Here is a 23534-nt window from a genome sequence, read left to right as displayed (position 1 = left end):
CCACGAGCGCCCATCCCCTTCAGGAGTCCTTGTGAACAGCCCGTCAACCGATGAGAGCAAGATTGTCCTGATTACCGGGTCGAGCAGCGGCATCGGCGAGGCGACCGCCCGGCGCCTGGCCGCCGATGGACACCAGGTAGTGCTCGGCGCCCGGCGGGTGGACCGGCTCGCGGCGCTCAGCGACAAGATCCGGGCCGCCGGTGGCCGCGCCGACTACCAGCAGCTCGACGTGACAAGCATCGACGATGTACGCAACTTCGCCGAACGAGCCCACCAGCGGTACGGACGCGTTGACGTACTGGTCAACAACGCGGGGGTGATGCCGCTGTCGCGGGTCGACGCGCTCCGGGTGGACGACTGGAACCAGATGATCGACGTGAACCTGCGCGGCACCCTGCACGGGATCGCCGCCGTGCTGCCGCTCATGCGGGCCCGGGGAGCCGGCCACATCGTCAACGTCGCCTCCACCTCGGCCCACCGGGTCGACCCGACCGCAGCCGTCTACTGCGCCACCAAGTACGCCGTACGGGCGCTCTCCGAAGGGCTGCGCCAGGAGAGCCGGGACATCCGGGTCACCGTGATCAGCCCGGGGTACACCCACTCCGAACTCGCCGACCACGGCGGCGACCCCGAGGTCCGGGCCGCCGTACGGGCCGCGTCCGATCAACTCGCCATCCCGGCCTCGACCGTCGCCGACGCGATCGGCTACGCGGTCGCCCAGCCGGAGAACGTCGACGTGAGCGAGGTGATCATCCGGCCGACGGCGCAAGGCTGACGCGGTACCCGTTCGGCCCCGGCCCGGCTGGTGCGCCATCCCCGCCTTCGGAACGCAACACGGTCGACGAGTCGGCGTTGCCGTGGCTGCTGGTCATCGCGACCAACTCCACCCGTACGGAATGGCGCTCGGCCCGCCGATGGCTGGCCCTGCTACGACGGGTGCCGGTGGAACGGCCGACAAGCGCCGACCTGGCCGGCGGGGTGGCCGCGCGACTCGATGACGAGCGCCGAATGGCCGAGATCCTGGCGGTCGTCCGGAGCCTGCCGGCAGCGGAACGCGAGGCCGTGTCCCTGTGCCTGTGGTCCGGACTGTCGTACGCCGAGGCCGCAGTGGCGATTTTCAAGAGTCCTCCGTCCCTCGACGTGCTCGTGTTCCGGCCGGAACGGACTGGGTGTGCCGCCGAGCTATTGGCAGGCGGGACAGGCTTCTTCCGAAGCGCGGTGGTCTCGGCCCCAGAGGTAGGTGTCGCGCTCTCGACGGCGTCGGGGTGTGGAGGCTAGTTGGTAGCGGCGTAGGCGGGTGAGGTTGGCGGGCAGGGCGGCGATGCTGGACTTCCGGAGCCGGAAATGGTCGACGATGATGGCGCCGTCGATCATCGTCACGGTGGCGCGGTACTGGACGAGGTCTGCCGGTCCGTTGGGCCGGAAGAGGGTTTCGTCGGGGCGGCTGGGACGCAGAATGTGCTTCGCGTCCGGGTGTAGGTGGGACAGCCGCCATTCGTGATTCTTGTCAGTTGGCTCTTCGAGTACGAGGGCTTCCTGTTCGAGGCTGCGAAGGGTCGGGGTGTCGAGGGCTTTGAATCCTGCGGGGTTTCGGGGGAACTGCCATCCGCCTCGGCGGAGCGTCGGCCGAAGCGCGGGCGGGGTCGGTGGTGGTGGCCAGGGTGCGCTCTCGGCGAGGTAGCGGTAGTCGACCCCCGCCTGGTCCAGATGGCGGATCAGCCAGGCACGCTGGTACGCGTTGGCGGTCTGCCACAGGTACACGAACGGGTCGAACCCGTTGCGGCGTACGCGACCAGCGGTGGGCAGGTTGTGACAGGCGTCCGCGATCAGGCGGATCTGCTCCAGGTGCCCGGCGGGGTGCTGCGCGGTATGGGGCAGGTACGCGAGTGTCCTGATCTCGATCAGGGCGGCGCTGAGCAGACACGCCTTCACGTACTCGCGGGTCCGCCGTCGCCATACGCGCATCATGCGACCGCATTCTTCCTTCCGCTTCCGCCGCATTTTTTTTAGTGGCCGTCTCGTTCGACAGATGATCTTCAGACGTGTGCGCGGTGTGTGCTGCGTGGGCGATGGCCCTTCCTGGGCCGCGCTGGTGGTCCTGCGTGTCGGGGTCGGTTGGGCCCGGCTCGCCGTCCGTGTGCCCTCAGTGTGTGATCCGTAGGCGGCGCTACCGGCGTTGATAGATTCTGAGGGTCCCTGTCGCCCGCCGGCCGCTGCTGCTGGGTACCCTGTAGCCTCGCGCCCTCGTAGCTCAGGGGATAGAGCATCGGTTTCCTAAACTGAGAATTTTGCTCTCCGCCAAGTTTTGATCAAGGCTTTGACCTGCGGGCTAGCAAAATTAGAAGTGAGTTCGGGGGCAAAATGTGGGCCCCTCGTGGGAGCCGTTGTCGGAATTCAGTCGCTCAAGATCCACATTTCATTGTAGGTCGTCCATATTACCTGCTCATTGGGCATGTAGTTGAAGGCTGCTGATTCCGGGTGGCGCACCTTTTGGACTGAATTGCGTTGAACGGCTTGAACGGCTCGCCCCGCTGGTTGGACCGCTCCAGGTGGACTGCGGGCGATATCGGTCCTAGTCCGTCGCGGTCGCGCTGCTGTCAGCATGGGGGTCATCGGTGGGCACTACTGGCTGTTTCAAGCGGTGCGGCTGCCGCCCGACGGGATCGTCCGTGGGCCCCTGCCCGAGACTGCGCCGTGTAGGCGGGACGTGGAGCATCGACCACGGGAGCTGGTACTACCAGATGGAACTGCCCCGGGTGAGTGGTGGTCGCCGACGGCAATTATGCCGGGGTGGGTTCCGGATACGGCGCGACGCGCTCGCCGCCCGGGACCATGCCCGTGCCCTGCTCGACCTTGCCCAGGGCGATGCCACCCTGCTCGGCGAGATCACGGATCTGCTGGTCGCGAGCCGCCGGACGCGGCCGCTTGCCTCCGTTGAGGCCGTACGTTGCAAAGTTGAGGCCCGGCGCAGTCTCTGCGGTTCCACCTCGGTCGCCACCTACCTGCGACGCTGGCTCCAGTGGTGCAGGGTCGATCCGAACACGCTGCTTGCCTACGAGGGGCATGTCCGGGTCCACCTGATTCCGCATCTGGGTGAGCTGTCCCTCGACCAGTTGCGGGTCGACGACATCAGGATCATGTTCGATGCGATCGAGAGCAACGGTGCGAAAATCCGTTTGTCGCAGGCTTCGCGTGACGCTGCGGTGCGGGCCTCGGTCCGTGGACTGAGGCCCGCCGGCCCCTCCACCTGCCAACGGATCCGCGCGACTCTCCGCAAGGCGCTCAACGACGCCATCACGGAGGGACTGATCGCGACGAACCCGGCCATACACGTTCGGATGCGCTGGGCTGGATCGGCCGGACCACTGCTCTGGACCGACGAGCGGGTCGACCACTGGCGAGACACCGGACAGGTCCCCGGTCCGGTCATGGTGTGGACGCCCCAGCAGACCGGTGCGTTTCTCGACCACGCCGCTAAGCACGACCAGGACCTCTACCCGCTGTTCCATCTCATCGCGTACCGGGGACTGCGCCGCGGAGAGGCAGTCGGCCTGCGTGACCTCGACACCGCACTCGATCGCGCCGAGATCACCATCGCCAACCAGATCACCGCCATCGGCCGCGGACTGCGCCGGAAGCGCCCGAAGAGCGAATCCAGCAATCGGAGTATCGGACTCGACACCGTGACCGTCGCCGTCCTACGCGCCTACCGCAGCCGGCGGCCCCGTGATCGTAATGAGGGACTCTTCTTCACCCGCCCCGATGGGTTTGCCTGGCATCCGGCCGCCGTCAGTCGCCGATTCCGCAGGCTCGTCGCGTCGGCTGACCTGCCACGTGTTCGCCTGCACGACCTCCGCCACGGCGCCGCCACCCTCGCCCTCGCCGCCGGCGTCGATCTCAAAGTCATCCAGGCGACCCTCGGTCACTCCTCGTTGGCGCTCGCTGCCGATACGTACACCAACGTGCTGCCCGAACTCAGCCACGCCGCCGCCGAGGCCGTAGCCGCACTTGTACCCCGCCGGCTGACGACACCGGTGGCCGCGTAGCAGCCGACGGGCGACCGAGTTACGGCATTGAAGTGCTGTCCGGACACGCGCTCCTTCGCTGCTCTCAAGACGCGCGAGTTTCGCCCTGCATCGAAGCCGTTCATCCCCCGATTCGGCCCGTTCCCAGAGCCCGCACCAGTTCATCGATCAGTGCCGGATCCTCTTCCAGGATCCGTTTGATGCTTTCGCCTACCTGCTCCGGGCCGAGCGCGCTCGCCATCTCCAGGTTCTCGGCCCCGGCGTTGCGCAGCACTCTCGCCTGCACCTCGTTGAACAGTCGGCCGTCCTCACTGAGCAGTTGGGCCATCAACGCCGCAACGAAACGCTCCCGCGCATCCACATCGCTGGTCCCAGCGCTGAAGCTCTCGAGCGCGGCAACCAGTTCTCGCGACGGTTCCTCGCCTACGGTCGCCGTAACCCGGATCGGATCCGCCTCTGGCGTCGATTCGGGGGCAATGGCACCACGAGAGGTTTGTTTCCACGACACAAGGTTCCACGTCGACCGCATGGCCGGGAGCGCCTGGTTGTTCCATGCCGACTTCACCGCTGGCACCGCCTGCTGGGTCAGCGCGGTCTTCGCAGCCGGCAGCGCCCGCTGAACCAACCACCTCTCGACGTGCGGCGCTGCCGCCACGGCAGCCCTCATGGTGGCTTCCATCGCGAGAGCCTTGACCAGGTCCTTGAACTCCGAGGACTCCTTCGTCGGCCCTGCTGACCCCGACACGGCGCTGTCCCCGTCCGGAATGAACGTGCCGTGGTCAACGAGCTTACCGTCGCTATTGTACAGATTTTGGTGGAGTCCACCTGCTTTGGACATTCCTGGAGTCAGCTCATCGGGATGCTCAAAACGGCCTCTGATGCTAGTCATCGCACACCATGAACGGCACTGTATCGAAGTCTCACCCGCGCTGAAATCCTACGAGCACCATTCTCCTTTACCCATGGGGCAGGGACTTCGCAAGGTCGAGATATGCGGTGGCGGACTGTGCTCCGCAGTGGTCAGGATCAAGCATCCTCTCATCGGCCAGATCCGGAAGCGAGCGGCTCGCGGCACTCGGGGAGATCCGTCACGCACGGTTATCGTCGGGGACACCTCCCGAGATCCGATGGACGGCAAGGTGGTCGATCACTGGGGATGGGCTGACGTGCCCAGGGTCTGCACTTCGAGCCGGACCTGGCTTTGTGCTTGTGCCGGTACCCCGACACAGCCCCCTCACCGTCAGCCAACCATGCGCAAGGTCGTTAGCTTCATGTTTCAGTACAAGCCGGGTCTGGCCGCACTTCAGCTTCGTGCTATGGGCGGAATAGAGGTCGGTGACTTGATGCGCGAGCTGCTTCAACGCGCGGAGGCCGGTTACGGCGAATTGGTAGTCGGCCGTCGGAAAGGCAGCGCTGCCTCCAAGCGGATTTGGGTCAGCATGCTGGAGGGCCAGAATGTCGTGTCGGAGGTCCCCATCGCGTCCGAGATCGGAGAGGTCCTATTCACAAATTTTGTAAGCCGAACTCGAGTAAGTCACACAGCCAGACTGACACACTGCCAGGCTATGTCTGAACGAACCGCGTCGGCTCCTGCAGGACAGCGGTTGCGCCGCCGAGGTCGGCGAGGCGAGACGCTAACGTCGCCAGCGCGAGCCGCTCCGGCAGCGCTTCGCTGAACTTGAGTCCGTCAAGAGCTTTCTTGTTGACCTCGGGCAAGCACAGACGCTGATCTGCGTCGGCGATGAGTCTTCGCCATTCTTCCCGAGTGAGATTCGCCCGCAGGCGGACCTGGCAGTCATCGAAGCGTTGGACAGGGTCGACCACCTCGGTCAGAGTGGCCGCCAGCGTTGCGTTCGCGCGGAAGCCGGCCCAGGTCCACCACCGCAGGTCATCGCCGTGCCGATCACGAAGGATGACGTTGCCACCCGGATGCACCAGCGCGGATCGCTCTTCCCGCTCTTGGGCGAGGCGTTTGGCTGCTCGATGAGTGAGCTTTACCGGGGGGTCAGCGCCGAGAAGTACCTCGCGCATGGCGCGGCTCTGCTCGAATCCGAGGCCTGCCCAACCCCCGGTCGTCCAGCGAGCCTTCCCGCCGCTCTCGGCGGGTTCGACAAAGCAGCGCCGGCGCCGCCAGTCGATGTAGGTGACCCGCCAACTTCGCCCGTTGAGTAGCAGTCGACGGTCGCCCTGCATCTCCTCCGTGAGTAGCGCGGGGTCGACGCGGCCCAGCTCGTCGCGGCCTACCAGGACGGTGAACTCGGGTGCTCCGACGAATACTGCTGTCATGCCCATGAAGTGTCGGTGCCCAAAGCGCCGTTCAGCTTCGGGACCGATGTATAGCATGTCGCTGTCGCTGTCGAGATAGCCCTGATCGATCAGATGGCGAATGATCGGGGTGGCGCCGCGGCCGAAGGGGTCGAGACCGTTCCACCACTGCGGCCAATTCTGATCTCCCACTCGGTGCTCTTGAAGGCAGAGCGCGAGCATCTGCTGGGCGACGATGTGCCGTGGCTCGGGCGGGGCGACGACCGGCTCGACCCATCCGCGGCCCCAGAGCACCAGCAGGGCCGCTGCCTCCAGCAGGGCGTCGCCGCTGCGGGTGAGAAAGAGGCAGTTGCGGAGGCTGCCGGGCCGCCGACCCGTACGCCCGAGTCGTTGCAGGAATGACGCCACGGTCGAGGGGGCGTCGATCTGAATGACGCGGTCAAGGTCACCGACGTCGATTCCCAGTTCGAGTGTGCTGGTCGAAACGATGACGCAGTCACGCGCCTCGGCGAACGCCTCTTCCGAGCGTCTTCTTTCGTCAGCGGACAGCGAGGCATGTGACAGGAAGGTGGTGATGCCGCGCTCCCGCAGGAGACTGCCGAGCTGTTCTACGGCCTGACGGGATTCGCAGAAGACCAGCCGTTTCTCACCGGAGTGCAGCCCAGCTAGCACAGTGGCAGCATTTTGCAGGGATCCGACGAAGTCGAGTTCGATTTGGCCCTGCGGAGGTGTCGCCGCGGTCGCTGTCGCGGCGACCGGCAGGTCAGGAGCGATGACGCGTCCGGCCCGAACACCCGCGCCGGAGCCCTGCAGCCAGGTCAGCAGGCGATCCGGATTGCCCACGGTTGCCGAGAGCCCGATCCGCTGAACGGGCCGGCCGATCAGGTGGGTCAGACGTTCCAGGACAGCGAGGAGATGCCAGCCACGGTCGTCGCCGGCAAAGGCGTGTACCTCGTCGACGACAACGGTCCGCAGGCCGGCGAAGAACGCCCGATGGTCGACGTTACGGCTGACCAGCATCGATTCCAGGGATTCCGGCGTCGTCAGAAGTACGTCCGGGCGGGCAGCCAGGATGGCCCGCCGCCGCGACGCGGTGACGTCGCCATGCCAGAGCGCGGCTCGCCGTCCCAGCCAATCGGCGTAGCGTTCCCAGCGCGGCAGCAGATTGTTGAGTAGGGCTTTGAGCGGGCAGAGGTAAAGCACTGAGGTTCCGGACCAGCCCTCGGCTGCCATCCGGGACAACAGCGGAAACGCTGCCGCTTCGGTTTTGCCCCCAGCGGTCGGGGCGAGGAGGAGCGTGTCCTCGCCAGCCAGAAGCGGCCCCACAGCAGCCTCCTGCAGGGGTCGCAGACTCGGCCATTGCAGGGAGTTGACGATGTGGTGCAGCAGCACAGGATGTAGGAGGTCGGCGGCAGTCACACGTCTAGTGTGATGTCGTCGGCGCTTGCGGCGTTGCGTTCCACGTCGGTCATCTCCGCTGCCGATATGGTCGGCGCGTAGTGCTGTCTGGGGTCGAAGTCCGGAAACTGGTCGACCCGGTCGAGGACATCGCCCACCAGCTTCTTCAGATACAGACGCGGCACGATGCCGACCTTTCCACCCAGGCCGCCGGCAACGGCACGAGCCAGATGGTCAAGATACGCGTCGTCGACCAGAGTCCGGATCCGGTCGGGAGCAGTTGATGCGTCGGCGTAGAGGTCCCGAACGCGCGCGCCCAGCTCGACCAAGGACCCGATAGTGAAGCCCGGCAGGCGAATCTGCACGGCCCTGGGGTTGTCGAATCTCGGATCCGTGCCGAAGTCAACGGCAAGCCGTTGCGCCAGCGGGGCGAGCCGCTGCACACCCTGCTGCCCGTCGTAGAACGCCGGCGTGCCGGTGATGACGAGATGCAGCCCGGGGAAGCGGCCGGAATGGACCTCGTCGATCAGCTGTCGCAAAGCGTTGAGTGCCTTGTCCCGGACGTCGCCACGGACCCGTTGCAGCGTCTCGACCTCATCGAGAACAAGGACCAATCCCGGATGACCGGCGTCCCGCAGGACGGTGAGTAGCCCTTGAAGGAAGGCCATGGCGCCGAAATGGTCGAGCTCGCCGCGGATTCCGGCGGCTCGTTTCGCCGACGCCGAGACCTGTGGCTGTCCGGCCATCCATGCGGCCAGGCCGTCGGCGACGACGGTGTCGCCCGAGCTCAACGCCGCCCGGTAGCCGCGCAACGCTAGCGCGAAGAGTGGGGAGTGCTTGCTGACCTGGGCGAGCCGCTGTTCGAGGAGCCGATCCACCGCCGCGCCCACGTCTGCCTCCGCGGCGGGATCAGCTTCGAGCGCATCGGCTTCCAGCGTGAACAGCCAGGAGTCGAGAACAGCGCGGAACGCGCTGGGGGGTATCGATGCCGTCCGCATGGACTCGGTGATGCGCCGGTACACGGTCTCCAACCGGTGCAACGGCGTCTGGGTCTCGGAAATCTGCACCTCGGCTGCGGCGAAACCGCGGCGAAGAGCCCGCTCGGCCAAGTGTCGAGTAAAGAAGGTCTTGCCGGCGCCGTATTCGCCCCGCACCGCCTTGAACACGGCGCCACCAGAACTGACCGTGTCGAGCTCGCCGTCGAGAGCGGCGGAAAATCGGTCGATGCCGACCGCGAGCAGGTCGAGTCCGCTCTCCGGGACGGTTCCACGGCGAAGCGCGTCGATCACCTCGCGTCGACGCCGCTGGGAGATGTCCAGCGTCACGAGGGCACCTCGAACTGTTCGGTCAGGAGTGTGACGTCGAGCGTGACCGTGCCGGTTGCTGGTTCGGCGGCCAAAACGGCGTACCCCTCGATGTTGAGCAGTTGCTGAACCTGCGTCAGCGCACCCCGGAGCCGGGTCTGTGCCACTCCTAGGGCTTGGGCTGCGAGGGTGGGTGCCAGCCGGTTGGCAGCTGCCCCCACCAGGGCGTCGATGATGCTCGCGATCTGATCGTCGGTGACGATGAGGCGGCCGGTGATCCTCCGCTGTACCTTGTAGACGGAGCTGGTCACGATGGCGCGGCCGAGTGTCACCGCCGGTTGCTCGGTAGCCTGTGGGCCCAGGTCGAACAGGGTCGGGCTGTACTGTCGATCTCCGCGGCTCTTGGTGGTCGCGGCCTTCTGGGCAGGCGGCTGCGGAGCGGCTGCGGAGGTTAGCCACCAGGCGGGTTCCTGCGGCGGCAACAAGTCGAGGCCGGCCCGGTTGCTGGTCTCATCAGGTACGAGGACGGCGACCGGGACGACGACTTCCGCTGCGCTCGCTCCCCCGTGGTAGCCGGCCTTCAGGGGTCCGTACCTGAGGGTCTCGTCGACGGCCAGGACGGCTCGTTGGCCGTCGGTGAGGACGCGAGGGCCGCTGACCTCAATCTCGTCGTCCTGGGCGGGAGCGGTGGCCGGGCGAGAACGAGCACTGGAAATATTCGGGTACGAACGTTGTGCGCCTTGGCGGCGTTCGACGATGTGACCGTGGTCGGAGGTCACGACGACCGTCCGCCCTGCGGCGGCGGCCCGCGCTAGCAGCGGTTCAAGATGTTTGACAGCGTCAGCGGTCCAAACCGTTCCTGCAGGGTCGCTGCGGTCGAGTGCATCGTCGATCGTGTTCAAGACGACGGTCACCAGCGACAGCTCGACGTCGTCGATGGCGCCGCCGACGTCCGGGCTGACCGACCAGCCCGCTGCCGTCGTATCCACTGCCTTTTTGTGGAAGAGCCGTGCAGTGATTTTTCCGCCTTTGGCGGTGATTTCGGCGTACCCGTGCTGTTCTTCGGACTGCTGCCCGCGGGTCAGGCGGCCGGTGAGCAAAGAGGCTCGACTCACCTCGGTGACCGACGGCAATGCCGCGAGCGCTGCGGACCTTTGGCGGTTGCCGGCTCCTGGCAGGGCAGCCTCGAGCCAGCCGAGGCGTGTAGTCGCGTCGGACAGGATTTCCGTCGCAACGGCGGCGCTCATGCCGTCGAGGACGAGCAGCAGCGTGGGTGCCTTGCGGGCGAGCGGGATGACGCAGCCTGGCAGTAACTGCTCCAGGTACCAGATGGTTCCCGGGTCAGTGGGCACGCCGCGGCCGGTAGGGATTGGCGCTGAGGCGAGCGCCCGGGCGAAGCGACGTTCCTGTGCGCGACGTCGCTTCTGCGCGACTGTGACGACGGCGTGGAGTGCACTTGACAAGCTCGGATCGTCAACGCCGCCGAACGCGTCGTTGATCGCCGCGTCAGCCCACGCCGCGCTGTCGAGGTACTGGCGCACGAGAGGGCCGAGCGCACGGGCATCCGGGGGGGCACCGAGCGGAGGATCAGCCTCGGCGAGCCACCGGACAAGCCGTACCGCGGCCTCGAAAGGAACGCGAAGCGGCGTTGTCACTCCGAGCCGGTGCGTCTGGACCGCTGCCCAGGCGGTTTCGACGGTGTCCGTATTGTCGACATGGCCGGCTGAAGCGATTGCCCGACGCAGGGTGTCGGCAAGCGCGACAAATCGTGCCCGTAATCCACCGGCGAGAAGTTCTGAGTAGCGGGCCAGTGGCTCCGCCTGGATCTGCGCGAGAATCACCTCGGCCCGGTCGAGGGAGCGCGCGACATCGTCATCGGCGCGCCGATCGTGAATCAGGTCGGACAACAGTGTGTCCGCTGCTTGTCCGAGTGCGGCCAACGCGGCCAGCGAAGGGCTGGGATCGCCCCACCGCGGTTCGAGCCGGACCAGAGCAAGTTGGGCCTGATGCGCCGCCGGCGGGTCATATCGGTCAGCGGTCAGCAAGCGAAGGACCAGACCGAGCGGTACGACGTCGGCGAGTTCGCCGCGAGACAGCAGCGCGCGTATCGGGCCTGCCGCCGAGCCCGCCCGCTGGGCGATCCAGTCAAGCGTGGTGTCGGCGAGCAGGTCTCCGACGCTCCGGCGCAGAGCACCGAGGGAGGCGACGCTCTGCGCAGCGATCGACCAGCGGAGGACGCCGAGGACGTCGGCGGTGTCCGTATCGAAGCCGAGGTGGGTCGCAGCGACGGCACCGAGCGCGTGGGTGCGGGTGAGTACCCCCGCCGGGGCTGCAGGCCAGCCCGCCTGCGGGGTTCCAGCGACCAACGCGGTGGCCAGCTCTCGGTTGTCCGGTCGGCTGGTCAGGGCAGGGTCGATCCCGGTGGCAGCGAATCGAGCCCGCACTGCCTCCCACGGGTCAGGGCTGCGCAATCGCTGCCAGATGAAGTGGGCGAGGATACCGGCGCCGAGGTCGTCGTTGTCACGGTCGGTGACGACGACGAGCCAGTCGCCGTCGCGGTGGTCGCCGAGCAGCTCGCGGGCGGCCAGCGCCGACTCGGCCGCTCGGACTCGTACGGTCTGGCCCTGGTGTTGGAGGTCGGCGGTGATGGCGCGGTCGGGGACGCCACGGATGCCGATGACGCCGGTGCGGTAGTTCTTGCCACGAGCTTCGTCAACGATAGCGAGCACCATCGATGCGCTCACTCGCGTTGTGGCCATGGCGACGGTCACGGCAGCACTCGCCACGTCACCTCGACGGTGACGTCAGGGTTGTCGTTCAAGAAGGCTTGCAGTTGGTCCATGATGTCTCTGTTTCCCGCTCCGCCTGCCCGGCTGGAACTCCCGTCCTTGCGGCCCGCCACCACCGGCGGCTTTGGCTTGGGCGTAGGATCCGCAGGGGGCGCAGTGCTTCCCGCCAACCAGCCGAAGATCCCGTCCTCGCAGGAGGCGAGCGCCCGTCCGATCGGGACTGGCAACTCGTCCTGCTCCAATGCGGCACGCAGGCCGTTGACGACGGCAGCAGCGTCCATAGCGCGGCTCCCCTCGCCCTTCATCGCTTCGCGAAGCGGGTCGAGCCGGTGCCAAGGAAACACGGTGAGTGCCTTGTCAACAGCGTCCGCCGAAGCCAACGATTTACCCGCGGCGACTGGAGTCGCACCGCCGAGATCCGCCTTCGCCAACACCTGGACGAGCTTGACACCGTCCAGATGACGCAGTTGCTGCATCAGCGCGGCACAGGCTTTGGCGGTCCTCAGACGGCTACCGTCTGCAATCGCCAGACGTCGGTACGCCGCCTCGATCGCTCCCACCAACCCGGGCGCTGTCTTCGACAGTTCTGCTGCCTTGACGGCGACCTGCCCGACGAAATCGGCCACAGCGGGCGCGGTGAGATATGCCCCGGCCGTGATGCCGAGCATCGCGCCGGCCACGGTACGCGCCGTCTCCCAATCATCGGCGGACGGCAGTTCCTGGGTGCGCAGCTCCATCACCGGGGTGAGCGAGCCAGGCTCCGGTACGACCGGTAGCGCCGTCTCTTGTTGGAACCAAGCCCGCTGCCGCAGCGCCGCCCACGCGATGACAACCAGGTCGGCGACCTCATCCCGCAGGCCATGGGCGGGCGAGACGTCCCGAATCCAGCGTCGCAGCTCCGCGACGGTCACCGGACCGTCGGCGGGCTTGCCCTGTTCCTGCGCTCGTCGGCCGAGTGCTCGCTCGATCTCCTGACCCCACGGAGTGAACCGATCGTCGCCGAAGAGGTAGTGCATCTCCGTGGCCTTGCCGACGCCGAGCGGCTCTGCGATCCGTCGTACCACGGCGGCGTCGGCCTGAAGCTCGACGCGTTTCTCGCTGTCCGCTGCGGTCTGTGCGACGTACCGAGCAACGGTTTTGAGGTCGCGGACTTTGACCTCCACGTCGCCCGGCTCGAACAGCGGATGCGCCGGGTAGAGGGCCTTGAACGCCTGGTCGAGCAGGTTATGGAAGGCCTGACCGAGCGTGGCGCCGACCGGATTGACAGGGGCGAAGAGACGCTCGAAGGAGAAGAGCGTCCGTTCGTGCGACGCGTCCTCGATGAGGACGCCCGGGCGCGGTGACGCGGCGCCGTATGCCTGCTGCACGGCGTCCTCAAGGCTACGCCGCAGCGTGTTGCGTTGGGACTCCAGGATCGACCGGGCCAGGGCACGGTCAGCTTCGTTGAGGTGGTCGGCGTGGCCTTGCCAGCGTTCGGTGCTGCCGTCGAGCAGCCAGTTGAGGATGACCAGGCGCCGCAGCTCGCGGATTTTGTCATTCGACAGGAACCGCGGCAGCCACACGACGGTGCGCGCCTGCACGCCCCGAGCCACCATCTCGTCCAGCCGCTGCAGATCCTCGATCGTGGAGTGGCCCGGGTCGTCGAACGGGTGGTCGATGACGATGCGCCAGGTGTCCGGCGCGGCGCGGAAGTGGTCGTCGGACAGCCAGCTGCGGTCGCGGACGTTGCCGAAGAGCACATCGACCTTGCGCTTCGAGCCACGCCAGACGAAGTCGTACGGGTATGCGCCCTGCAGGTCCTGGGACGCCAAAGTGACGCCGAGACTGTCGCTGACGAGGTCTTTCAACAACTCACGGCGTCGGCCCTCGTTGTCCTCAGCCTTGGCCCGCTCCACGATCGACTCGTAGTCGACGTCGGACAGCTGCACCCGAATCGTCGGGTTGCGGTCGTCGCCGTCGAGGTGAATCTCCGGGATGTCCCGAGCCCAGGTACGCACCTTGGACAGCACCACGGCCGCCTCACCGCCCGGCAGCGGCGACACGATCGACCCGTGGTTGAGCGACGCGAGCCGGGCCGCGGTCAGCGCCATCAGGGCCGGCACCCTCGGGGCGACGGCCGACAGCAGGAGAGTCTTGGCCAGACGGTCATCGGTACGGAAGCCGGGCGGAACCTTCTCCGGCTCCTCCCGCAGCGTCCGCTCGTCGATGCCGTGGATACCGAGCAGCAGCGGTCGCAGCTTGTCCGTGTAAAGCTTGTTGGCTGATCGGAACAGCGCGGCCGCCTCAGCGTCCAACGCCTGCCCGGTCTGGCCCTGAACGACGAGGTCGAAGGAGTCTCCGACCGGAATGATTTGGTCGATGGTCAGGGTCTCGCGCCGGTCGACGAGCATCTGCTGCATCACCTTGAGCGCGGTCCGCTCGCGCTGCATGACGCTGGCCAGGCTACGCAGCGTGGACACCAGGGCCGGCGAGAACGGGTAGGTAAGGCGGAACGCCTTTTCGTCGGAGCCGCGATGCCGCTCGTCGGTGTTCACGCCGTCGAGAAGCACATCCCAGACGGCAGGGCGGCGGTCGATTGTCGCGAAAGCGTCCTCGAGGACCGCGGCAGCCTCGGCGTCCCGGGGCTGCAGGAGGCGCTGATTCGCGACGTACGGGAGGTTGTCGTCGCCCAGCGGGATGACTCCGAACCGGCCCTCCTGATGGCGGAAGGCGCGATCCAGCGCGTCCTGCTCGGCACCGCTGGCGCCGGAGTCGGCGAACCAGCGCCGCAGGTCCATCTGCCGGGCGACGAAAGAGATGAGCGGGATAGGACGCCCGCCGATGGAAGACTCGACCAGCTTGGTGAGTTTCTGTGACTCCCGGCGGAAGAACTCGCGGTCCTGCACCGCAAACGCCAACCACAGGACCAGTTCGTCGAGGAACAGGACCACGGCGTCGTATTTGAGACTCTTGGCGTGCACCGAGATTGCCGCCAGCCCGGTATCCAGGTCGACGTACTCCGCCTGCTGCGTATACGAGCGGAAGTACGTGTCGACCAGGGCGGACACCAGCTTCTGCCGACTGGAACTCGCAGCCGAAGCCGCACGTGCCTCGGCGTAACGAGCCGTATCCCACTGTCCCTTACCTAGCACGGCGGCCCAGGGATCGGCCGCGCCGCCGCTCCCGCCGCTTGCCTCGCCGTTGAGGCCGGCGAAGAACTGCTGGTCGCCGAGTTGGGCTCGGTAACGCTCGGCGTCTTCGAGAAGAGCGTCGGACTTGTGTACGGCGGGCAGCGGCGCGCCGGGATGCCGTTCGCCGATCTGACGGATGTACCCCTGGAAAAGGGCTTCCTCCATCGTCCGCGCGCCGAGCAGGTGGAAGGCGAGCGGCAGGATTTTCTGGTCGGCCAGGTCGGGATCGTGACGCGCCACCACGGGCTGAAGCTCAGGCTTGGAGCGAGCGGCAGGCTCGTGTTGGAGAAGAGCATGCAGCACGGCCATGAAGTGCGACTTGCCCGAACCGAATGAGCCGGTGAGGAATGAGCCACGGCTCGTACCTGAGGTGATGCCCTCGGCCACCAGACCCATCGCCGCATGGAAGGCCTCGACCAGGGCATCAGTGACGACGTATTCGTCGAGCGTGCGCTGGACCGCGTTGTGCCCCACCGAGTCGGTCAGGCGCAGGACGTAGTCCTCCGCGCCCGCGCGCTCGGGAATGGTGATGACGTCGCGGAGCGGGGTGTTCACGCCTTCTCCTCAAACTGCATCGTCATGGCTCCGATGTCTCCCTCAAGCCCTCGCCCTACGACCGCGCATATCGGCCGGCGGCTTCCAGGCACCAAGCTGCTCGACGGTCATGCCCACCTGATGAGCGCGACCGCGCAGCTGTTCTCCCAGGTAGTCGGCCAGGTTGAGCTGATAGGTGGGGTCGGTTTTGTCGTGCCACTGCCGCACCCAGGGCTGGAGTTCCGCGAGTCCAGCGACCAAGGGGACAAGCTTATCGTCGGCCCAACCTTCGGCCTCCCGCTCGGCGATGACCGCGTTTAGGGCTAGGGCCTGCTGAGTGTGGTCCCAGCCGGCCCAGCCCAGCAGTTGGGTGGGGTCGGTCTCGCGGCCGGCGTGCGGATAGAGAATGAACCGCTCCTTGGGCACATCGAGTTTGCCCCGGTGCTGCCACCACGACTGTTTCCGAAAGTCCGCGGTCGTGTACTTCGTCGGCACCGGAATCTCGCCGACTTCCTCACCCTTGTCCTCGCGGCGCTGCAAATCCCAAGTGTGCTCCCAGGCTTCACGCTTCCGAAGTCCAGAATCCTTGAGTCGGTACGCGGCCAAGAAGGGCACGCTTTCAGTGTCCAGCAGCGTCGAGAGCTGCTGGGTGACCGACCGGTCCTTGCGGCCGTCCCAGAGCTGCAGGACGGAGACGAGATCGGAATCGCGGGTCACGACGTCAGCGAGCTGAGCGACCGATCGCGCGGTTGGCCGCCCTTGGGCGTCGAACCAGTACGAGCGTGCCTCAAGACGGTCGAGCAGCCACGCCCGCAAGGCCTTCTCGATCCGCTTCTCCCACGGCTCGGTGACCCACCGTCGCTTGTACTCTGGACGCTCGAGCAAACTGATGAACTTGTTCGACCCGATCAGATCAAGCCGTCGCTTTACAACCGCCTGATATGCCTGCGGCCAGTTTTTGGGAATCTCCGTAACTGGAGTCGATCCGTGACGCGCAAACCATTGCGTCGATTCTTCACCTGTCGCAATCTTACGTGCAAGCGCTATCTCGAACGCCCGCTCGCCCAACTGCAGCTCAGGTAACGTTTCGGACGGAACAGTAAGGTTCTCCTCGATTAATCCATACAAGCGATAAACTTCCCAATCGAGTTCCTCTTGCTCGGCAATCATTCTGCGATGCATGGCATTGTCGTCTGCATGCAACTTCTCGAGCGCAGAAGATGTCGGGACCTTCAAGCTTGAGGCGATTGCCGCTTTGAAGCGACTCGCGGCATTCGATGCGATATGGTCAAGAACCGTCGCGCGTTCGGTTGGAAAACTTGTCGGCAACGGGAAGTCTTTCAGCGTCGTTCCCGTGAACTCATAACGTGGCTCCCAGCTCTCATCGCCAATTCCTCCGCCGATCCCACCGTTTCCTTTGTTTTGACTGTTCTGCTTGAGCCAGAAACAGGCGGTTGAGGAGTTTAATACGCCGAGCAGCGCAAGGTAGTCATTCTCCGTTGCGCTTTCTGGCAGCTTGATAAGCGGAGCCCACCGATTGTAGAGGCGGCCACCTCGACCCAAGACGAAGTGATTATGTGTCGCAAGGCCGGACCAGGCGATCGCTAAATTTCCCGAGAATCTGTTTCGAAAGAACATTGAGTATTCGAACCATTCGAGGCCTCGCTCCAATTGCGTCTTGCCGTAGGCAACGCGGCCAGACAGTTCGGTTCGAGAAACCCAAAGCAAACGTTGTATGGCTGGTTCAATCTCTGCATTAAGGGTTTCGGGGTTGTATGGCCACACTGCAGATGTACCCGCAAGAAGGCTCCAATCGCGGACGTCGTCCCCGTCCGCCAACGGCATGACATGGCTGAGCGACACGCCTGCTCGCAGCAGGGCTTCCCGCCCAATCAAATACATATCATCGGCTCTGGTTACTACGCTGCTTCCGATATCGGCCAGCACGGCTTGCAGTCGGCGACTGTCGGGCACGTCAATGGCGGCAAGGAGCTTGTCTGCCCCGCCCCCTGTCAGACTCCACGGATGGGTCAATAGTGCCTTCCGCGGCAGCTTGGTGATGGTTATGTAGGTACTTTCTTCGAACTCGTCCAGATCGATGTTGTCGACGATAGCCGTCCAGACCAAACCCTTAGCCGGGTCAGTCGGCTGCCCCGGCTCGCCTCGAACGCCAAGGACTGCTTTGACCGTATCCCCAATGGGCGCTTGCGGGCGCCCTGTGAGGATAATGGTCGGCGTTCCGTGCCCAGGAATATGGGCGCCTGAGGTGTCGACGATGAGCCTCAGGTCTTGTCTGGAAAGAAAGCCCTCGATCAATCGGGAGCCGAACTCCCGCTTCATGAAAGAGTTCGACGTAATCTGACCAACCCATCCTGCGGGCTGGCTTCCCACAGCCCGTTTGGCAAGTTGGAAGAAACGCTCCATGAACGGGACTGTCAGTGCGTACGCGCCCTTGCAAGTCGGGTAAAGAACGCGGTAGGCCGCATTGAGCTTCCCGTCCTTCACGGGCTTGTATGGCGGGTTGCCCACCACGACGTCGTACTTGCCTGGCTCCAGAATTGAACGCAGCGCCGCTAGGTCCTCCGACGCGTAGGCGAAACCGCTGAGACCAGCGTCGTAATCCTCTACGCCGGGCAGCTCCAGCGCTAGCTGTGGCCGCCCGTGCAGTAAGGAATCGCCTGCCGCAAGGTGGGAATGAAACGCAGGTGCCTGCTCCAGAAATCTCAGGTCTGCCGCCCGGAGAGCGGCAAGCATGAGGCGGAAGCGTGCGATAGCGACGGCAAACGGGTTGAGGTCGACACCGTGGATGGCGTCGAGCGCCTCCTGTACCCGTGCCTGGACCTCCATGCCCGGCGCGTGCGCGGCCCAGCGATCGTTGAGCCGAGTGAATGCTCCGAGGAGGAAGTGGCCCGACCCGCAGGTGGGGTCGATGAGCTTAAAGCCTTCGAGAGGCCGCTCCGCGAGCGCAGGTGCCATCGTCTGATCGAGGATGAACTCCTCGACGAACTCCGGTGTCTGGAGCAGTGCGAATGTATCCTTAGCGTAGTCGGATAGGTCCTGGTACAGATCGCCGAGGAATCGGGTCGACAAGTCTGAATCGGCGAGATCCCAGACGAGATCGCCGTCGGCGGTGCGTTCGCGCCAGAAGGCAATGAGCCGCTTGGCGGCCTGACCGGACGGAGAGACTGTCCACAGCGGCGAATGCGACTCGACCAGGTCCCGGGTCGCCTTCGTGTTTCGCAAGTATTCGACCGCCTGGAGCACCCACTCCCGGTCGGTGTCTTCGGGATGGGCGCGGAAGTAGGAGAGTTCCGCGTCCAGGGCCTCCTGCCGGCGGTCGGCGGGTCCGGCGATCCAGACTGGCTTGAGTAGGCGGTTGTCCTCGCAGAAACGCACGAAGACCGTGGTCAGCACCCAGGCGACGGCCGCCTGTGTCACCCGGTCGTCGCGCCATTCCTGCCACGACATGGCCGTCCGCTCGCGGCTTTCCGCAGCCTTGTGCTCCTGTTCCCATCTCGCCAAGACGTCGGGCTGCGAAACAACGCGCTGTCGCAGGTCGTCCTCCAGATCAAGGACCACCTTCTTGAGCGCTGCCGTCAACCCCGTTGAGACCGCCATTGCTACTGCTCCTTCTGGGTGGCTGCGCTCAGGGCAGCCGAGCTGTCGATCCACTCGTTGTCGAGGTTGACGAACTGGTTGGGCGCGGCGAGCGGGACTGGCCGGCCGTCGACCACAGGACCGTGGTTGCCGTTGAGCTGCGGCACGAGCAGCCAGACCGCCCGGCGGCGCGGGGCGGCCAGGTCGGTCCAGCGGGTGAGTAGCGCCATCTTGTCGTAGCGGGCGAGCGGCGAGGCATCCGTGAGCAGCACGGGCGAGTCCTCACGTCCCGCAGCGAGCGCCCGCTCGACGGCGGCCTCGACCTCGGGCCAGGATCTGCGGATTAGCTCTTCCAGGCCGCGGCGGGGACGGCTCGACTCCCGTTCGGCGTCGGCAGCGCGCACCAGATCCCAGGGCACGTTGGCAGCCGCGGACACCGAGCGTAGCGCGTCCAGCAACACACCGGTGAGGTCGACCGTCGTCGCCCCGTACTGGGCCTGGGCGGCGTCAATCAGCCGACCCAGACGATCGGCGCGGGTGCCGAGCGCGAGGAACGAGCGGCTGCCGATCGAGGTTTCCAGCCGGGCGCCCAGCGCGGTCGTGGTGCCTACTGGGGAGGTGGTCGTTGCGAGACTGGTCGCCGAGCGGGAATCCAGCCCGGTTGTCGCGGCGCCGGTGTGGAGGGCCCGGTAGACCCGCAGCCGGTCGTCGAAGGTCAAGCCGAGCCCGGCGTCCGTGATCAGATTGTCGAGCGCTGGCCTCCGCGGCAGTTCCGGCACGGCAGGGAACCGGACCCGTACTCGTTCGCGGATCTCGTCCGGAGTGAGCTGCTGCCCGCCGAAGTCCGCAAACGTCTGGGCCAAGGCCGCGACTGCGGTGAAATCGCGGTGGTGCAGGTCGCCGGCACCTGAGGCAGCAGCGAAGGTCGATGCCGCGGCGGCTAGAGTCACCCGGCGCAGCGGGTCGGCGAGGGCCTGCGGCCATCCGCTCTCGGTGGGGACGGCCGCTTCGAGGCGGGCTTGCGCGCGCTGGGCCGGAATGACCGCATTCGCGGCGCCGCCGGTTGCGTTGACCAGGCGGTCCGCCTCTGCGGCGAGTGACTCGGCGACATCGCACAGCGTCTGCTCCTCGGCCAGCAGCGTGACCACTCCCGCGCGCCGACGTACCCAGACGGGCGGCTGCGAGCCGTCGGCCTTATTCATCGCCTTGCGACGTTCCAACGCGAAGCGGAGCAGGCCACGAGCCAGCCGCTCGTCCGGATGCGTTCCAGGCCGCAGCGTTTCGATCACCGTACGAGTCAACTCGGCAACTGTCGCGACCGAGCCGAGTTCGGTGAGGCGGGCCGAGACGGACTCAGCCAGGCGGTCGAGAAGCGCTCGCGCATCGTGATCCCCGGCCCACCGCTCTTGCAGGGTTCCGAGCAGCGTGGTGATGCGCGACTGTTGCACCGGCTCGTCGAGGTTCGCTCCAAGCTGAGCGTGCGTCGCAAAGGCATCGATCGCCGTGTCGAATCCCAAGATCAAGCGGACGACTCCGCCGCGTGACGGTGAGCGGGGTGTGGCGACCACGCGGAGCAACATATCTGCGGCGTCGGTCGGAGTCAGCTCCGGACCGCCACGTTCGGTCGTGCGGATCTCAGCGCCGAGCCGGGCGCGCCACTCCTTGATACGCGAGGTGATCTGCAAACGAGTTGCGTTCGCGACGCCCTGTAGGCGGGACAGCTGCACCGGGTCGACCGTCAGTAGCTCGCCGACCGTCTGGACGGCATAGGGTTCCAGCGCCGACAAGGCGCGAGCAGTCAGCCCGGAGTCACGCAGCGGCGTGGTCAGTGTGGCTTGGGCTGCCAGCTCGTCGTAGGACTCGTCCGGCTCGGTCGTGGCGTCTTGCGCGAAAATCGTCAGCCACGCGGCCCGCATTCCTTCCGCGGTGTGGTGCCGGGTGCTGGCATCGCTGGCCAGTGCCTTGCGGAAGAAGTCGACCAGGTCGCCAGCCAGCGTAGTGTCGAACATCTCCGGCCTGATGGTCGCCTCGTCCTGGATGCTCCCCGGGTCGCCTTCGCCGTCTCCGTACACGGGCGTGCTGCCGGTCGCCATCTCGAAGAGAACCACGGCGGCGGCATACCGTTCCGCGGCCGAGTCGTACCGGTCCCGTGTGCCCGTGAGGAACGGGTCGAGGTACGGCGGGGTGCCGGCCTGGAGAGCGGAGGCCGCAGCCCGGGTCAGCGAGAAGTCGAAGAGGATCAGATGCTTTGTGCGGTCGCCGCGGCTTTCCCGTACACCCAGGTTGGCAGGCTTGATGTCTCGGTGGTCGATCCCGGCCTTGTCCAGCGTGACGAGGCTGTCGAGCAGGTCCGTTCCGTATCGTTCAAGTAGGTCGATTGACAGGCGCGTACGCGCCCGCAGCGCGGTCGTGAGAGTCTCCGGACCGGCACTTTCGAGTAGGAGAGCACGCCGGCCTCCGACGACAAGCGGTCCTTCGAGAATTTTCACGATGCGGGGGGCGTCGAGGCGCCGCAGCGCCTCCGCCTCGTCGTCGAGACGGGTCGCGGCGGTCTCGTCGAGGGCCACTTTCAGGACACACTCGCCGTTTCCGTCGACTTGTAGATCCTGCACGAGCAGACCCACAGCAGTCGAGCCCTGCCCGAGGCGCCGGATCAGCCGGAACCGTCCGTCGAGGACCGTATCGGGTGTCGCCTCAAGCGGATCGGTCTCCTCGTTTGAGGTCGCGGAGTCGCGCTCGGCCGCGGCGAGTTGCGACAGGAAGGTCGCGACGTCGGCTGTCCGACGGCTGGGCGCCGGATCAGTTGCTTTGAGGACGAGCGATCGCAACGTCGACGGAACTTGAGGCAGCTCGATCGCCAGGTCGAGGCCGTGCTGGTCGCGCAGTCGTTGCTTGAGAGCGCTCCGGCTGGGTGCCGGCGCTCTCCCGGTGATCAGGTAGAAGGCGAGTGTGCCCAGGCCGAAAACATCGAGCCGGATACGGTCGGCGTCTGCGCTCCACGCCCCTTCAGGGGCGCTGAACACCTCGGCCTCTTCCGAGCCGTGATTCGCGAGGGCGGCGTCGACCAGAGAGGTCACCCCGTGGAGCGAAGGATTGGCGGCCGAGGTGTTCTGGACGCTGCCAGCGCCCCGCCAGTCACCGACCCGCACCTTGACGTCGCTCTGGGTACCGGGAACCGGACGCACCCACACCGCGGGCGGAATCAGCCCGCGGTGTACGACCCGGTTGTTGTGGGCGTACTGCAGCGCCTCGCCGATCTGGCGAATCATCGACAACTGCGTTGCCAGCGGCACACCCTGATCCTGGCCGGCCAGCCATAGGTCGAGGCGCTGCCATTGCTGGTCATAAGGGTATACAAGCCCGATGCCTAGTTCGGATTCGACCAAGTCACGCGGACGCAGCAACCCGTCGTGCTGCAACCGGGACATAATGCGGAACTCATGCTCCGCGATCTGCCGGGCCGACGCGCGCTCCTGCTGGCCAGCAGTCGGTGGCAGGACTCGGAACCGGATCCGGGCACGGTCCTGCTGGACCACCCGGTGGTAGGCGAGCCAGTCCTGCCAGCCCTCGTCAGAGTCGATGGCCTGGTCCTCGATAACCCAGGACCCTGCCTCACGCTCCCTGCGTTGTACGAGGCCGATGCGTTCGAGCAGCTTGACCAGAATGTGCTCCTGGTTCGGTCCGATTGCCCGCCGCCCCGCGGGTTCGAGCACCAGTTCAGAGATGCTGGTTAGGTTGCTTTGGGAGCTGTGGTCATCCAGGCCGTAGAGGTTAACCGCGCTTGACCGGCTGAGGTCGCAGCGCAGGTCGGGATGGTGCAGGAACACCGCCTCCTGCACGAACGGGATGACGTCTCGCTCGTCGGGAATCTGAACGTTCTGCTCCTGCGCCCACAGACGCAACTCGTCCCTCAGCTTGCTTGCGAAAAACTGCGCTTTGCGCCGGGCCAGCTTGAGCGGAGAATTTTCGGGGCGCCGACCGTCGCGGGCCCACCGCTGATCATCGCCGCGGAGGGTGCCAGAGTAGTATTTGAGCTCGATGAGGTGGAGCTGTTTGCGACCGAGAAGAAGCAGGTCTACCTCGTGCCATCGACCCCGCGAATCGCGGAACTCGAAGTTCGACCAGGCGCGAAACGGCGTCTCGTTGGGCATGATCGCACGAACTAGGGCCAGCCCCTCGGCTTCATGCGGAAACTGCGAGGGCGAGACCTCGATCCACCGGTCTTGCCCAGCCTCTGCCACCGTTCACCCTCCGCACCGCGCCTGGTTCGTCCCTGAACCTACCTCCCCGGCCGCAGGAGCATATCCGGTCAGCATCGGATGGCCATCGTCCCCGCTCAGCAAGTTGCCGTCCTACGAGGGAGATGTACATCCGCGGGATTCGTGTTGGCTGATTGGTCAGAGGGGTACAGACGGATGGCTGAGCAACGGTAGATGTTGACGGCCGCGCCGT

At 66.0% G+C, this 23534-nt stretch carries 10 protein-coding genes and 1 tRNA gene; 3 read left to right on the top strand and 8 right to left on the bottom strand.

All coding sequences use genetic code 11. The features are described 5' to 3' along the window. Window positions 1-31 precede the first annotated feature (31 nt). Entirely contained in the window at window positions 32-775 is a 744-nt protein-coding gene (locus tag ACI2K4_RS13550; RefSeq protein ID WP_404510964.1) for an SDR family oxidoreductase, read from the top strand. Between the two features lie 407 nt (window positions 776-1182). Here the strand turns inward: ACI2K4_RS13550 and ACI2K4_RS13545 are convergent, their stop codons facing one another. After that, complete coding sequence (locus ACI2K4_RS13545) at window positions 1183-1968, bottom strand: hypothetical protein (protein WP_404510962.1); 786 nt, start codon at window positions 1966-1968, stop codon at window positions 1183-1185. Between the two features lie 272 nt (window positions 1969-2240). Here ACI2K4_RS13545 and ACI2K4_RS13540 point away from each other — a divergent pair. Beyond that, window positions 2241-2359, top strand: a tRNA-Arg gene (locus ACI2K4_RS13540). 382 nt (window positions 2360-2741) lie between these two features. Beyond that, window positions 2742-4046 (top strand): tyrosine-type recombinase/integrase, encoded by a 1305-nt coding sequence (locus ACI2K4_RS13535; protein WP_404510960.1) that lies wholly within the window; start codon window positions 2742-2744, stop codon window positions 4044-4046. A 100-nt stretch (window positions 4047-4146) separates the two neighbouring features. Here the strand turns inward: ACI2K4_RS13535 and ACI2K4_RS13530 are convergent, their stop codons facing one another. The 7 genes from ACI2K4_RS13530 to pglW form a co-directional block, all read right to left on the bottom strand. Then, window positions 4147-4914, bottom strand: coding sequence for a hypothetical protein (locus ACI2K4_RS13530; protein WP_404510958.1), 768 nt, complete (start codon window positions 4912-4914; stop codon window positions 4147-4149). Window positions 4915-5588: 674 nt separating this feature from the next. Further along, a complete protein-coding gene (locus tag ACI2K4_RS13525) occupies window positions 5589-7709 on the bottom strand; it encodes a DEAD/DEAH box helicase (protein WP_404510956.1) in 2121 nt (706 codons plus the stop codon). Beyond that, a complete protein-coding gene (gene brxD, locus ACI2K4_RS13520) occupies window positions 7706-9013 on the bottom strand; it encodes a BREX system ATP-binding protein BrxD (RefSeq protein WP_404510954.1) in 1308 nt (435 codons plus the stop codon). Before brxD ends, ACI2K4_RS13525 begins: the two co-directional genes overlap by 4 nt. Then, the gene (pglZ, locus tag ACI2K4_RS13515; RefSeq protein WP_404510952.1) at window positions 9010-11763 is read right to left on the bottom strand and encodes a BREX-2 system phosphatase PglZ; all 2754 of its coding nucleotides are present in this window, start codon (window positions 11761-11763) and stop codon (window positions 9010-9012) included. The genes brxD and pglZ overlap by 4 nt, the downstream gene beginning before the upstream one ends. Further along, window positions 11760-15506 (bottom strand): hypothetical protein, encoded by a 3747-nt coding sequence (locus tag ACI2K4_RS13510; protein ID WP_404510950.1) that lies wholly within the window; start codon window positions 15504-15506, stop codon window positions 11760-11762. Before ACI2K4_RS13510 ends, pglZ begins: the two co-directional genes overlap by 4 nt. Before the next feature lie 42 nt (window positions 15507-15548). Continuing rightward, entirely contained in the window at window positions 15549-19103 is a 3555-nt protein-coding gene (gene pglX / locus ACI2K4_RS13505; protein ID WP_404510948.1) for a BREX-2 system adenine-specific DNA-methyltransferase PglX, read from the bottom strand. A gap of 2 nt (window positions 19104-19105) precedes the next feature. Then, window positions 19106-23323, bottom strand: a complete 4218-nt coding sequence (gene pglW / locus ACI2K4_RS13500; protein ID WP_404510946.1) for a BREX system serine/threonine kinase PglW — start codon at window positions 23321-23323, stop codon at window positions 19106-19108. Window positions 23324-23534: the final 211 nt, after the last annotated feature.

This window comes from Micromonospora sp. NPDC050397 (assembly GCF_044901685.1).
Lineage (GTDB): Bacteria > Actinomycetota > Actinomycetes > Mycobacteriales > Micromonosporaceae > Micromonospora_G.
The sequence above is the reverse complement of the archived record's forward strand: the minus strand, read 5'-3'. Positions and strand labels throughout refer to the sequence as shown.

Coding starts and splice junctions, on each gene's coding strand:
- ACI2K4_RS13545 (WP_404510962.1), bottom strand. CDS start 1,968: ATGATGCGCGTATGGCGACGGCGGACCCGCGAGTACGTGAAGGCGTGT.
- ACI2K4_RS13535 (WP_404510960.1), top strand. CDS start 2,742: ATGGAACTGCCCCGGGTGAGTGGTGGTCGCCGACGGCAATTATGCCGG.
- ACI2K4_RS13530 (WP_404510958.1), bottom strand. CDS start 4,914: ATGACTAGCATCAGAGGCCGTTTTGAGCATCCCGATGAGCTGACTCCA.
- pglX (WP_404510948.1), bottom strand. CDS start 19,103: ATGGCGGTCTCAACGGGGTTGACGGCAGCGCTCAAGAAGGTGGTCCTT.